We start from the raw sequence: 14,035 nt of genomic DNA on the forward strand, positions 1-14,035 counted from the left end.
CGGCGTAGGGTCCGCCGCAGTTGGTCGAGCAGGGGGTGTGACGTGCGCAGGTGGGAACTCGTCGAGGGCGGTTCCGCGAAGTTCTGGGAGGTGTCCCGGGACGGGTCGGTGGTGACCGTCCGGTTCGGGCGGTTGGGTTCGTCGGGTCAGCAGAAGGCCACCGAGCTGTCCTCCGAGGACGCCGCGACCGCGCACGTGGCGAAGCTGGTGGCGCAGAAGGAGAAGAAGGGCTACCGCGCGGTGGCCGGCTCCGCGACGGGCTCGACCACCGCGCCCGGCCCGGCCACGTCCGGCCCGGCCACGTCCGGCCCGGCCACGTCCAGCCCGGCCACGTCCAGCCTGACCACCACGTCCAGCCCGACCACCACGTCCGGCGTGTCCCTCTCCCCCGGGGCCACCACCGGGCCCGGGGTCGGCGAGCTGCCCGACGAGTCGGTGTTCGCGCTGCCGCGCAAGTGGTGGCGGCACGTGCACCCGAGGCGTGACGGGCACGTGCGGCGGGAGGCGGAGCCCGACCGCGGCGCGGTGGAGTCGGTGCGCGCGGCGCTCGGGTCGTTCCCGCCGAAGTCTGCGCGGGCGTTGGACAACCCCGCCGGCGACGCCGGGCTCGCCGAGGCCGCGCGGTCCTACCTGGCCGGTGAGGCCACGCCGCTGGGCGCGGGCGCGGTGGCGCAGCTCATCGCCGCCGAGGGCATCCCCCAGTCGCAGGTGCTGGCCGAGCTCGCCGACGCGTGGGCGGTCGAGCACGGCCTGGCGTTCGCCGCGCGGGCGGCGCTGGAGGCGAGCCGGGTGCAGGTGCACTGGCGCAGCTCCGGTCTCCAGGAGACGCCGCGCGCGCTCCGGTTCGCCCAGCCCCGGCAGGGGCGGCGCTGGGACCACTCCCACGGCGTCGTCGCCGCGCGGGTGCGGGAACTCGTCGCGGACGCGGACGACGCGGGCGACGCGGCGGTCCAGTCCGTCGTGGACGGTTACCTGGACGACCCGGTGGCCCGGTTCACCGCCGCCTACCTGGCGCCCCACCGGCACGACCTGGTGGAGCGGGTGTGCGCCGAGGTCGAGGCGAGCGGCGCGGTCGACGACTGGATCTCGCTCGTGTGCGCCCTGAACTCGGCCGGGCAGCTGAGGAGCGCCCTGGCGAGCGACCCGGTGAGGTGGCGGCTGATGAGCCCCGACGTGCTGCACACGGTGCTCGACGGCATCGGGCCGGCCGTGGCCCCGGTGCTGGCGCCCCTGCTCGACGAGGACCTGGGCGCGGACTTCCGCAAGGCGCTGCTGGACGTCTTCGCCGAACTGCCGACCGACGAGGCGTTCGGCCTGCTGGTGAGCCGCCTGGACGGCAAGGGCGTCCAGGCCGCCGTGCTGGAGATGTCCCGGCGGTACCCGGTGCGGGCGCTGCGCCTGCTGGCGGGCGCGCCCGGCGACACCGCCCGCCTGCTGTTCCGGGGCCACCTCCAGCGCCACCCCGACCTGCCCGACCGGATCGGGCTGTCCGACGCGGAGCGGGCCGCGGTCGAGCGGGTGCGCGAGGAGGACGGGCGGTTGGTGGAGGCGTCGGCCGAGGGGCTGCCCGAGCTGCTGCTGAACCCGCCGTGGGCGGGCGGGCGCACGACCGTGCGGCCGGTCGTGGTCGAGGGGCTCACCGCGCCCGACCTGCGGGCGGTCGAGTGGGCCGAGGGCGAGCGGGAGTCGTGGCTGGCCGAGGGGCGGGCCCGCTACCACCGGTTCCGGTCGGGCGACTGGGCGCGGACCGCCGAGGAGTTCCTCGGCGGCAGGCTGCCCTGGTTCGGGCGGATGGCGCTGATGTTCAACGGGCCCGAGGCGGTGGTGCGCCCGCTGCTCGCGCGGTGGGAGCCGGGCACGCCGTGGGAGTCGGAGGGCGTCGCCAGGGCGATCGCCGCGCGTTTCGGGGTCGACGCGCTCGACAAGCTGGCGCCGATCGTGGCGGCCGGGTACTCGGCGAGCGCGGCCGAGCTGGTCCAGCCGCTCGTGTCGCGGGAGGTCGCCGAGGTGGTGGCGGACTGGCTGGCGCGGTTGAAGTCCGCGCGCCCGGCGGCGGTGGCGTGGGTGCGCCGCCACCCCGCGGCGGCGGCCCGGCTGCTGCTGCCCGCCGCGGTCGGTCCCGTCGGCCCGGCGCGGCACGCGGCGGAGTCGGTGCTGCGGCTCGTGCCCGACGAGGCCCGGGAAGCGGCGCGCGAGCAGGGGCCGGAGGCGGAGCGCGCGGTCGGGCAGCTGCTGTCGGCCGACCCGCTGACCGTGCTGCCGGCGAAGATCCCCGTGCCCGGTCCCTGGGCGGACCCGGCCGTGCTGCCGCAGGTGATCGCGAGGAAGACCGGCCTGGCGCTGCCGCGCGACTCCGTGCGCCACCTGCTGACCGTGCTCGCGCTGTCCAAGCCGGACGCGCCGTACGCGGGCGTCGCCGTGGTCGAGGAGGTCTGCGAGCCCGCGTCCCTGGCGCGCTTCGGGCGGGAGCTGTTCCGGCTGTGGACGGCCGTCGGCGCGCCCGCCAAGGACTCCTGGGCGCTCACCGCCCAGGGGGTGCTCGGCGACGACGACACGGTGCGGCTGCTGGTGCCGCTGATCAGGGCGTGGCCCGGCGAGTCGCAGCACGCCAGGGCCGTCGCCGGCCTGGACGTGCTGGCCGCGATCGGCACCGACCTGGCGCTGGTGTCGCTGAACGGCATCGCGCGGAAGGCGAAGTTCAAGGCGCTCAAGCAGCGGGCCCAGGAGAAGGTCGCGGCCGTGGCCGAGCAGCTCGGGCTGACCGCCGAGCAGCTGGCCGACCGGCTGGTGCCCGACTTCGGCCTGGACGACGCGGCGACGCTGGTGGTCGACTACGGTCCGCGCCGGTTCACCGTCGGGTTCGACGAGCAGCTCAAGCCGTACGTGCTCGATGAGGACGGCAAGCGGCGCAAGGACCTGCCCAAGCCGGGCGCGAAGGACGACGAGAAGGCGGTCGACGAGCACAAGCGGTTCGCCGCGCTGAAGAAGGACGTGCGGACCGTGGCCGCCGACCAGGTCGAGCGGCTGGAGCTGGCGATGGTGCTGGGCCGCCGGTGGAGCGCGGCGGAGTTCCGCACCCTGCTCGCGGGCCACCCGCTGCTGTGGCACGTCGTGCGGCGGCTGGTGTGGGTGACCGACGGCGGCGCGTCGTTCCGCGTCGCCGAGGACCGCACGTTCGCCGACGCGTCCGACGACGCCTTCGAGCTGCCCGACGACGCGCGGGTCGGCGTGGCGCACCCGCTGCGCCTCGGCGACGACCTGGCCGCGTGGTCGGAGGTGTTCGCGGACTACGAGATCCTCCAGCCGTTCCCGCAGCTGGGCCGGGCGGTGCACGCGCTCGACGAGCGGGAGCGGCGCGCGCGGAGGCTGGAGCGCTTCGAGGGCTCGGTGGTGCCGGTGGGCAGGCTGCTGGGCCTGACCAAGCGGGGATGGGAGCGGGGGCAGCCGCAGGACGCGGGCGTCGAGTGCTGGATCCTCAGGCCGCTGGCGGGTGGCGCGGCGATCGTGGTCAACCTGGAGCCCGGCATCGTCGTCGGCGTGCCGCACGAGTTCCCGGAGCAGAAGCTCACCGAGATCTGGGTCGACGGCTCCGGCCGCGGCGACTGGCACGCCCGGGGTGACCGGGCGTTCGGCGAGCTGGACGCCGTGACGGCCTCCGAGGTGCTGGCCGAGTTCACCGCCCTGACGAGTTGACGGCCTTGACGGGTTGACGGCCCTGACGAGTCCACCGCCCTGACGGGTTGACCGACCCGCCCCACGACCAGGAGTGCCCGAGATGACCGACCCGCGGCTCCAGCGCCCGCCCGCCGAGGTGCGGTTCGCCGACGAGCTGGCCCGCCTCCGCGAGGACGACCCGGCTCCCCGACCGCCCGGCTGGGCGCTGAGCATGTCGGCCGCGCGGCGGTTCGTCCTCGGCGACGAGCGGGCGGGGATCAGCCGGAAGTTCGTCGGCGACCCGTCGCTGGTCGACCGGTCGCTGGTCACGCTCGCCACCAGCCGGGGCCTGATGCTGGTCGGCGAGCCGGGCACCGCGAAATCGCTGCTGTCCGAGCTGGTCGCGGCGGCGGTGAGCGGCGAGTCGACCCTGACCGTCCAGGGCGGCGCGGCCACCACCGAGGACCAGATCAAGTACTCGTGGAACTACGCGCTGCTGGTGTCGGAGGGCCCGTCCCGGCGGTCGCTGGTGCCCGCGCCGGTGCTGCGCGGCATGGCCGAGGGCAAGGTGGTGCGGTTCGAGGAGATCACCCGCTGCCCGCTGGAGGTCCAGGACAGCCTGCTGTCGCTGCTGTCCGAGCGGGTCGTCGCGATCCCCGAGCTGCCCGGCCCGGACGGCATGGTGTTCGCCCGCGACGGGTTCGCCGTCATCGCCACCGCCAACACCCGCGACCGGGGCGTCAACGAGATGAGCGCGGCGCTGAAGCGGCGGTTCAACTTCGAGACGGTGTTCCCGATCGCGGACTTCCGCACCGAGCTGGAGCTGGTCGAGCAGGAGGCGACCCGCCTGCTGGAGCGGTCCGGGGTGGGCGTGCCACCGCGCCGGGACGTGCTGGAGGTGCTGGTCCGCACGTTCCGCGACCTGCGCGGCGCGGGGCAGCCGGCGGACCGGCTGTCGACCGTGATGAGCACGGCCGAGGCGGTGTCCGTGGCGCACGCGGTCGGCCTGCGCGGCTGGTACCTGCGCGGCGAGCCGGGGACGCCCGCGGACGTGGTGGAGTGCCTGGCCGGCACGGCGGCGAAGGACGACGCCGACGACCTGGCCCGGCTGCGCCGCTACCTGGAGCAGCAGGTGCCGCGCCGCACCGGGGAGCAGTGGCGGGCGCTGCACCGGGCGCGCCACCTGCTGCCGGGCTGATGGGCGCGGTCTTCGTCGGCGTGCGCCACCACAGCCCGGCGTGCGCCCGGCTGGTCCGCGAGACCATCGCGGCGCTGCGACCGGCGCACGTGCTGGTGGAGGGCCCGGCGGACGTGAACGACCGGCTCGACGAGCTGCTGCTCGGCCACGAGCTGCCGATCGCGATCTTCACCCACCACCGCGACGGGCGGCGCTCGCACGCCTCGTGGACGCCGTTCTGCGACCACTCGCCGGAGTGGGTGGCGCTCACCGGGGGCCGCGAGGTCGGCGCGCGGGTGTCGTTCATCGACCTGCCCGCGTGGCACCCGGCGTTCGCCGAGCGCGGCAACCGGTACGCCGACGCCGAGCTGCGGTACGCGGAGGTCGTGGACCGGCTGTGCCGCGAGTTCGCCGTGGACAACGTGGACGCGCTGTGGGACCACCTGGTGGAGGTCGCCGACCCCACCGGGCTCGCCGAGCGGCTGACCGCGTACTTCGACCTGGTGCGCGGCGACACCGCGGCGGGCGACGCCGACGCGGAGCGCGAGGAGCACATGGCCGCGTGGGTGAGGGCGGCGGTGGCCGACGCGGGCGACCGGCCGGTGGTCGTGGTGACCGGCGGGTTCCACACCCCCGCGCTGCGCGCCCTCGCCTCCGGCGGCGGCGGGCACGGGTGGCCCGAGGTGCCCGCTCCCCCACCGGGCTCGACCGGTTCAAGCCACCTGGTCCCGTACTCGCACCGGCGGCTGGACGCCTTCACCGGCTACGAGTCGGGGATGCCGTCGCCCGCCTACTACGACCGGCTGTGGACCGACGGCCCGGAGGGCGCGGCGGCCGCGCTGGTCGAGTCGGTCGTGACGCGGCTGCGGGCGCGGCGGCAGCCGGTGTCGACCGCCGACCTGATCGCCGCCCGAGCCCAGGCCACCGGCCTGGCCCGGTTGCGCGGCCACGAGCACCCGGCCCGGGTCGACGTGCTCGACGGCCTGGTCAGCGCCCTGGTGTCGGAGGACCTGCCCCAGCCGCCGCCGTGGTCGGTGCGCGGTCCCCTGGCCCCCGGCACGCACCCCGCCCTGGTCGAGGTCGTGGCGGCGCTGAGCGGCGACCGGGTGGGCCGGCTGCACCCGGCGACCCCGGCGCCACCGCTGGTCGCGGACGTCGAGGCGGAGCTGGCCCGCCTCGGCCTCGACGGCCGTGACCCGGTCGAGCTGAGTCTCACCGACCCGCGCGACCTGGAGCGCAGCCGGGTCCTGCACCGGCTGCGCGTGCTCGGCGTGCCGGGCTTCCGCCGCCGCTCCGGGGCGTCCGGCGGGACCACCGTCGCGGAGGAGCGCTGGGAGCCGGCCCCGGACGGCAACCGGCAGTCCGCCCTGCTGGAGGCCGCGGCGCACGGGGCGACGCTCGCCGAGGCCGCCGGCGCGGTGCTGCGCGACCGGGCGCCGGGCGCGGACGTGACCGGGCTGGCCGGGGTGCTGTTCGACGCGGCGCTGTGCGGGATCGACGAGGTGTCGGGCCGGGTCACGGCCGCCCTGGCGCGGGGCGTGGCCGCGGCGGGCTCCCTCGACCCGCTGGGCGGTGTGCTGACCGACGTGCTGGGCCTGTGGCGGCACGACTGGCTGCTGGGCACGGCGGGCAGCCCGGTGCTCGCCGAGGTGCTGGACGCCGCGGTGGACCGGGTGCTGTGGCTGGCGGAGGGGTTGCGCGGCGGTCCCGCGCCGGCCGAGCCGGGTCGGTTGCGGGCGCTCGTGGGCGCCCGCGACGCCCTCGTGCACGCGGCGGACGTGCTGACCGCGGACCGCGAGCGGGCGGTGGAGGTGATGCGGCGGGTGGCGGCGGCTCCCGCCGCGCCACCGGACCTGCGGGGCGCGGCGCTCGGGTTCGCCTGGTCGCTGGGCGGTGGGGCGCCGGTGGGCGCGGGCGGCGCCGGTGCGGCCGGTGCGGTGCGCGGCATGGCGGCTCCGGCCGTCCTCGGTGACTGGCTGACGGGGCTGTTCGCGCTCGCCCGGCAGGAGGTCGTCTCGGACGGGTCCGTGGTCGGCGTGCTGGACGAGGTCGTCGGCGAACTGTCCGAAGAGGACTTCCTGGTGGCGCTCCCCGCGCTGCGCCAAGCGTTCGCGCACTTCCCGCCCGCCGAACGCGAGGTGATCGCGTCGGCGCTGCTCGCCCGGCGCGGCGCGCGGGGATCCGCGCGGGCGCTGCTGCGGACGCCGGTGGACCCCCTGCTGGTCGCCGAGGTGCGGGCGTTGGAGGAGAAGGTGGACCGGGTGCTCGCGCGGGAGGGCCTGTCATGAACGACCCCGGAATGAGCGGCCCCGGAATGAGCGGCCCTGGGATGAGCGGCCCCGGGATGAACAGCTCCGGGATGAGCAGCTCCGGCGTGCACGACCTGGAGCGGTGGCGGTTGATCCTCGGCGAACCCGCGTCGCGGGCGAGCGGGCCGCTGTCCGTGGAGGCGGCGCGGCGGGACGCGGCCCTGGAGTGGCTGTACGGGCGCGACCCCGACCTGGCCGAGCGCGGCGTGCGCAAGGGCGGCTCCGGCGACTCCGTGCTGACCACGGTGGACTGGCTGGACGACGTGCACCGGCTGTTCCCGAAGGAGACCGTGGAGCGGCTGGAGCGGGACGCGGTCGAGCGCTACGACATCACCGACGTGGTGACCGACCCGGCGGTGCTGGAGCGGATCGAGCCGAACCCGGCGCTGCTGCGCGCCGTGCTGCGGACCAAGCACCTGATGAACCCCGAGGTGCTCGGCCAGGCCCGGCGCATCGTGGAGGCCGTGGTGCGGGAGCTGGTGCGCAAGCTGGCCGGGGAGGTGCGGCGGTCGTTCGCCGGGGCCCGGTCGCGACGGCCGAGCAACCTCGCGCTGGCCCGGAACTTCGACTTCCGCGGCACGATCCGCGCGAACCTCGCCCACTACCAGCCCGAGCACCGGCGGCTGCTGATCGAGCGGCCCCGGTTCACCTCGCGCACGCGGCGGCACGTCGACCGCCGGCAGCTGGTGCTCGTGGTGGACCAGTCGGGCTCGATGGCCGGTTCGGTGATCCACTCGGCGGTCACCGCGTCGTGCCTGTGGGGCCTGCCGGGCCTGAAGACCCACCTCATCGCGTTCGACACCGACGTCGTCGACCTCACCTCCGACGTCACCGACCCGGTCGAGCTGCTGATGAAGGTGCAGCTCGGCGGCGGCACGGACATCGCCCGCGCGGTCGACTGCGCCGCCGCCCTGGTGGAGAACCCGAGGCGGGCGATCGTCGTCGTCATCACCGACTTCTTCGAGGGCGGCGACGCGGACCGGCTGGTGCGGACCGTGCGCGGGCTCGTCGAGCAGGGCACGCAGGTGCTGGGGCTGGCGGCGTTGGACGAGGACGCCAACCCGGTCTACGACCGGGACCTCGCGCAGCGGCTGGCGAACGCGGGCGCGCACGTGGGCGCGATGACGCCCGGCGAGCTGGTGGAGTTCGTCGCGGAGAGGATGGGCTGATGCGCCGCGGGAGGCCGGCGTGACGCGCGCGGACCTGCTGTCGCTGACCGCCGACGCGTTGGCGGCGCTCGCCAACCGGGGGCTGGTGAAGCGGGCGGCCAAGGAGTTGGACGCGGGCGCGGGACCGGCGCTGGAGGTCGACGGCGGCGCCGTCGCGGGCCGGTTCGCCGACGGCGTGGTGGCGACGCTGCCGCCGGGCGTGGGCCTGGAGCGGGCGGGCTGCACGTGCGGCGCGACGGGCGTGTGCCGGCACCGGGTGGCGGTCGTGCTCGCCTACCAGCGGCGGCACGGGGCAACGGCGGTTTTCACGCCGTGGTCGCCGGGCGACGTCACCGACGACCGGTTGCGCGAGCTGCTGGGCGAGCGGGTGCTGACCGCGGCCCGCCGGCTGCGCGCGTCGGGCGTGCCCGTGCGGCTGCGCCGCCCCACCGCGGCCGACCCGGTGGCGACGGCCGAGCTGCCGTCGTGCACGGTGCGGTTCCTGGTGCCCGGCGAGCTCGGGTACGCGCACACCGACGCCGCGGCGTCCGCGCGCGACCAGTGGACGGTGCTCGCGGTGTGGGCGTTCCGCGAGGCGGACGAACGGGGCCTCGTCGACGACGTCGTGCGGTTCGACCTGGGCGGGCGGGCCCCGGACGGCGGTCTCGGGCCGGTGCCGGAGCTGGCCTCCGCGCTGCTGCTGGACGGCGCGGCCGCCTCGGGCCCCGTGTTCGAGGCGGCCCTGGAGCGGGCCCGCGCGGACCTGGTCGCGGCCCGCCTGCACTGGCCCGCCCTGGCCGTGGCCGAGCTGGTCGACCAGCTGCGGGCGTACCGGGAGCGCAGCGCGCACCACGACCCGGCGCGGGTGGCCGACCTGATCACCGAGCTGCACGCCCGGAGCCGGGCCACGGGCCCGCGGTCGCAGGTGCTCGGCGTGGAGGAGCCCGCCGAGACCCCGCTGCGCCGGATCCGGCTGACGTCCCTGGGGTGCCGCGTGCGCGCGACGTCCGAGGACCGCACGGCCGAGCTGTTCTTCGCCGACGGCGGCGCGGCGCTGGTGCTGCGGCACCGGTGGCCGGTCGCCGAGGGCGAGCACCCGACGGGCCACGACCTGGCCGGACGGCGGGTGCGCGGCACGTCCCTGGCCGCCCTGGCGGCGTCGAACGTGGTGTCCGAGTCGGCGACCCGCAGCGCGGGCCGCCTGGTGCGGGTGTCGGGCCGCGCGTCCAGCACGTCGGTCACGCCGCTGGGCGCCGCGTGGGAGGCGCTGCCCGACGACCTCGTGATCCGCGACTTCGCGACCGCGGAACGGGAGTGGGACGACCTGCCGCCGCGCGTGGTGCGGCCCCGCGTGGCCGCCGAGCTGGTCCGGGTGGTCGAGGTGGCGGAGGTGGGGCGCATCACCTACCACCCGGGCGCGCAACGGCTCGACGCCGTGCTCGTCGACGGGTCGGGCGCCACCGCGTCGGTCCGCGCGACCCACCGCGCCCACTGCCCCGCGGCACTCGACGCCCTGGCCCGCGCCCTGCCGGTGGCGACGCACGTGAGCGGCGAGGTCCGGAGGTCCCGTGGCGGCCTGGTCGTCGACCCGATCGCGGTCCTCACCCCCGACGGCGTGGTGGTGCCGGACCTGGCCACGGGCACGGCCGCGCTGGAACCGGGCGACGCACCGACCCCGGACCCGCTGACGTCCGTTGTGGACGGTGCGCTGTCGCTGTGCGCCGAAGCGGCCCACCGGGGGCTGCGCCACCTGGCGCCGCCCCTGCTCGACCGCGCCCGCCGCGCGGCGCACGACCTGCGCCGCCTCGGCCTGGTGGCCGCGGGCGACCTGGTGGCCGCGTTCGCCGACGACCCGACGCCGGACACCTGGCGCCGGGCCCACCTGAGGCTGGTGGTCACCGCCGAACGCCGCTGAGCCGGACGAGAGCCCGCAAGGCCCCGCGCGCGAGACACCGCGCGGTCGGGTGGTCGAGCCACACGCCGGCCACCTCGGAGGCGACCGAGGTGGCCGAACCGCCCTCCGCGCCACCACACCTCCGCCTGCCGCCCCTCGCGCCCGACCGCCCGAGCCCCCAGCCCCTCAGCCCTCAGCGCCGCCCAGCCCCTCAGCCCTCGACCCCGCCCCGCCGAACCACGCGTGTCCCCCTCACCCGAGACCTCCTCGCGATCACCAACCGCGGCTAAGACCTGGTCTCAAAACTCGGCGTGTCGCTAGGTGAACCAACGGCCCGCCCCTGGCTCCGCACCGCCCGCCCGTGGACCCGGCCCGACGGACCGGAAGTCCGTCAGAGAGACTGGGGGCCAGTGCCCGCCCTCTCGACCTGGAGCCTTTGATGCCGCAAGGGACCGTCCGTTGGTTCGACGCCGAACGTGGTTTCGGCTTCCTCGCGCCCGAGGACGGCTCGCCGGACGTGTTCGTGCACGCCTCCGAGATCGTCGAGGACGGCGGCGCGAAAGTGCTCCGCGAGGGTCAGGCCGTGGTGTTCGAGGTCGGCGAGAACGACCGCGGGCCCCAGGCGCTGCGCGTTCGCGTCACCGCCGATGCGGCCACCGGCAGCGCCGTGGGCCTGCTCGGCACCGTCAACTGGTACGAGCCGGGCAAGGGGTACGGCTTCGCGTCGCCGGACGGCGGCGGCGCCGACATCTTCGTGCACAGCTCCGCCATCGTGACCGGCGGCGTGGTCACCGAGGGGCAGCGGGTGGCATTCCTGATCGTCGAAGGCGAGCGCGGCCCGCAGGCCGGGCACGTGATCCCGCTGGGAGCAGGGGCCGGCTCACCCGCTGCGGCTGGTATCTCGGACGGTGCCGACGGCACGGTGGCCTGGTACGACGAGGACAAGGGCTTCGGCTTCATCAACCCCGACTCCGGCGCCGGGGACATCTTCGTTCACGCCCGGGCCCTGGCCGAGGGGCTGACGTGGCTCGCGGAGGGCGACCGCGTCGCCTACGAGGTGGCTAGTGGAAACAAGGGCCCGCAGGCCCGCGACGTGCACCTGGTCCGGAGCGCCGAGCCCCAGACGGCGCCGCAGCGGTCGGCACCTGCCGCGGCCGCAGGGCCGGCCGCGCGGGACGTGCCCGTACGAGGCGGCGAGGGCGTCGTCGCGCGCTACGACGGCGACCGCGGCTTCGGCTTCATCACCCCGGACGCAGGCGGCGACGATCTCTTCGCCCACGTGTCCGTGATCATGGGGTCGGAGCCGCTGCAGAAGGGTGACCGGGTCCGGTACGCGGTGCGTCAGAGCGACCGGGGCCCGCAGGCCGACCGCATCGAACGCCTCTGAAGAGGCGGCCCCACCGATGGCTGATCACTTCCCGACGAGAGTGCTCGTTCATCCCCGTCGATGGTGCCGTCAGCAACGCGGCTGCAGCCTCCTCCAGGAGATCGATCTCCCTCGTGGTGACGGGGGCCCCGTGCCGACCCGAGGACCTGCTCCGCGCTCAGAAGCTCACCAGTCACCCCACCCGACGACACAGAGCCACCGATGTATCCCCAACGAGTGAATGGATGCGTTAGACCTGGTCGCAGAGCTCGATCTTCATGAGCCGGCGGACGTTGGTCACGGTGCAGGCCAGCGTGAGTAGCGCCAGCGTGGTGCGTTCGGTCCGGTCGTAGCGCAGCCCGAGGCGTTTGAACCGCAGCAGCCAGGAGATGGTGCGTTCGACGACCCAGCGGACCCGGCCGAGGCGGGACTTGCCCTCAATCCCGCGCCGGGCGATACGGACCTCGATACCGCGGCGGGTCAGGTAGCGGCGGCAGCGGCGGTAGTCGTAGCCCTTGTCGGCGTGCAACTTGTCCGGTCGGCATCGTGGCCGGCCCGCCCGGCCGTGGTGGCCACGCACGGTCGGGTTCGTGTCCAGCAGCGGCTCGAACAGCATGCTGTCGTGGGTGTTTGCCGCCGACAACATGAGGTGCAGCGGTAGCCCGTTCGCGTCGCACAGAACGTGGTACTTGGAGCCGGCTTTACCCCGGTCAGTGGGGCTGCGGCCGGTCAGCTCGCCCCCCTTTCGACCGCACCGACACCGCGTCGATGCAGCCTCTGGTCCAGTCGAGCTCGTCGATGTTGGACAGTTCGTCGAGCACGAGCTGGTGCAGCCGGTCCCACACACCAGCGTCCTGCCACTCGCGTAACCGCCGCCACGCGGTGTGCCCGGAACCGCATCCGAGCTGCTCGGGTAGGTCTCGCCAGCGGCAGCCGGTGTCGAGCACGAACAAGATCCCCTCTAGCGCGGCACGGTCATCGATCCGGGGCCGCCCACCCGGACCGCGCGGCGCTGGTCGGGACGGGATCAGGGGTTCGATCAGCTCCCAGAGCCGGTCTTCGACCCGCCGCTGCTGCGTCGTCTTCGCCATGACTGCCCACGATCGACGACCAGGACCGGCAGGTTACGCAGTGACACACCCTTAAGTTTGAGACCAGGTCTAAGGTCGAGCACCGTGGACTACCCGATTCCGCGCCGCCCCGGGTTCGACCCGCCCGCCGAGTTCGCCGCGCTCCGCGACACCGCGCCGGTGTGCCCGGTGTCGTTGCGGCACGGGCAGGAAGCCCTCCTCGTCACCCGGTACGACGACGTGCGCGCGGTCCTGCGCGACCACGAGCGGTTCAGCTCGGACCCGAGCCGGCCGGGTTTCCCGCAGCTGCGGCCCGTGGTGGACCGCAAGGCCGCGCCGGGCAGCTTCCTGGTCACCGACCCGCCCGAGCACACCCGGTACCGGAAGATGCTGACCGGCGAGTTCACCGTGCGGCGGATGAACGAGCTGCGCCCGCACGTCGAGCGGCTCACCCGGGAGCGCCTCGACGCGCTGGTGGCCGGCCCGCGCCCCGCCGACCTGGTGGCCGGGTTCGCGCTGCCGGTGCCGTCGGACGTGATCTGCCTGCTGCTCGGCGTGCCGGTCGCGGACCAGGAGTTCTTCTCCACGCGCAGCCGGGCCCACCTGAACCGGTCGTTGACCGCCGAGCAGGTCAAGACCGCGCTGGACGAGCTGCACGCCTACCTGGAGGACCTGATCCGGTCCCGGCGCGCAGAGCCGGTCGACGACCTGGTCGGCCGGCTGGTGGCGGACCCCTCGCTGACCGTCGGGGAGGCGGTCGGCATGACCGTGCTGCTGCTGGTCGGCGGGCACGAGACCACGGCGAACTCGATCGCGCTGTCCGCGCTGGCGCTCCTGCGGGACCGGGCGCAGTGGGAGGCGCTGGTCGCCGACCCCGACCTGGTGGACGACGCGGTCGAGGAGCTGCTGCGCTACCTGAGCCCCGTGCACCACGGCGTGGTGCGGGCCGTGGCGGGCGACGCGCGGGTGGGCGGCTGCCCGGTGCGGGCGGGCGAGGGCGTCATCGCCTCCCTGTTCGCCGCGAACCGGGACCCCGCCGCGTTCCCCGACCCGGACCGGCTCGACCTGCGGCGGTCGGCGAAGTCGCACCTGGCGTTCGGCAGCGGGGTGCACCAGTGCATCGGCCACCTGGTGGCGCGGTTGGAGATGCGGGTCGCGCTGCGGGCGCTGGTGACAACGCTGCCGGGGCTGCGCCTGGCCGTGCCGTTCGAGGAGGTCGGGTTCAGGTTCGACGCCCCGATCTACGGCCTGCGGTCGCTGCCGGTGACCTGGTAGCCCGTCCCGAGCAGCTCGCCGGCCGGTCCGCCCATCGCGGTGCCGGACGCGGTCGCCACCGAGCCCGCAGCGCGGCGGATGTGCCCCGCGTCACATCCACTGGAACCTGACACCGGTGTCACGGAATAGCTTCGCACCGTCC

At 75.5% G+C, this 14,035-nt stretch carries 8 protein-coding genes; 7 read left to right on the plus strand and 1 reads right to left on the minus strand.

The window, feature by feature from the left end:
* Positions 1-42: 42 nt before the first annotated feature.
* The 6 genes from ABD223_RS08770 to ABD223_RS08800 all read left to right on the plus strand — a co-directional run bounded on the left by ABD223_RS08770 (position 43) and on the right by ABD223_RS08800 (position 11,569).
* On the plus strand, positions 43-3,693 hold the full coding sequence (locus ABD223_RS08770; protein WP_344035495.1) for a DUF4132 domain-containing protein: 3,651 nt from the start codon (positions 43-45) through the stop codon (positions 3,691-3,693).
* A gap of 82 nt (positions 3,694-3,775) precedes the next feature.
* Positions 3,776-4,852 (plus strand): ATP-binding protein, encoded by a 1,077-nt coding sequence (locus ABD223_RS08775; protein WP_344035496.1) that lies wholly within the window; start codon positions 3,776-3,778, stop codon positions 4,850-4,852.
* Positions 4,810-7,119, plus strand: coding sequence for a DUF5682 family protein (locus ABD223_RS08780; protein WP_344035498.1), 2,310 nt, complete (start codon positions 4,810-4,812; stop codon positions 7,117-7,119). The genes ABD223_RS08775 and ABD223_RS08780 overlap by 43 nt, the downstream gene beginning before the upstream one ends.
* A 41-nt stretch (positions 7,120-7,160) precedes the next feature.
* On the plus strand, positions 7,161-8,309 hold the full coding sequence (locus tag ABD223_RS08785) for a VWA domain-containing protein (RefSeq protein WP_344035500.1): 1,149 nt from the start codon (positions 7,161-7,163) through the stop codon (positions 8,307-8,309).
* A gap of 19 nt (positions 8,310-8,328) precedes the next feature.
* Entirely contained in the window at positions 8,329-10,203 is a 1,875-nt protein-coding gene (locus tag ABD223_RS08790; RefSeq protein WP_344035501.1) for a hypothetical protein, read from the plus strand.
* 418 nt (positions 10,204-10,621) lie between these two features.
* Positions 10,622-11,569 (plus strand): cold-shock protein, encoded by a 948-nt coding sequence (locus tag ABD223_RS08800; RefSeq protein WP_425563943.1) that lies wholly within the window; start codon positions 10,622-10,624, stop codon positions 11,567-11,569.
* Between the two features lie 229 nt (positions 11,570-11,798).
* Here ABD223_RS08800 and ABD223_RS08805 read toward each other — a convergent pair.
* Positions 11,799-12,639 (minus strand): IS5 family transposase gene (locus ABD223_RS08805; protein WP_344035502.1). Its coding sequence is split into 2 segments (ribosomal slippage): positions 11,799-12,297 and positions 12,296-12,639, totalling 843 coding nucleotides; the frame shifts between segments, so codons are not numbered across the junction.
* A gap of 84 nt (positions 12,640-12,723) precedes the next feature.
* Between ABD223_RS08805 and ABD223_RS08810 the strand changes: the two genes are divergently transcribed.
* Complete coding sequence (locus ABD223_RS08810; RefSeq protein WP_344035503.1) at positions 12,724-13,893, plus strand: cytochrome P450; 1,170 nt, start codon at positions 12,724-12,726, stop codon at positions 13,891-13,893.
* Positions 13,894-14,035: the final 142 nt, after the last annotated feature.

Source organism: Saccharothrix xinjiangensis, assembly GCF_039527585.1.
GTDB lineage: Bacteria > Actinomycetota > Actinomycetes > Mycobacteriales > Pseudonocardiaceae > Actinosynnema > Actinosynnema xinjiangensis.

Excerpts from the sequence above, each read along its gene's own strand:
- ABD223_RS08775 (WP_344035496.1), top strand. The coding sequence starts at position 3,776 with ATGACCGACCCGCGGCTCCAGCGCCCGCCCGCCGAGGTGCGGTTCGCC.
- ABD223_RS08785 (WP_344035500.1), top strand. The coding sequence starts at position 7,161 with ATGAGCGGCCCCGGGATGAACAGCTCCGGGATGAGCAGCTCCGGCGTG.
- ABD223_RS08800 (WP_425563943.1), top strand. The coding sequence starts at position 10,622 with ATGCCGCAAGGGACCGTCCGTTGGTTCGACGCCGAACGTGGTTTCGGC.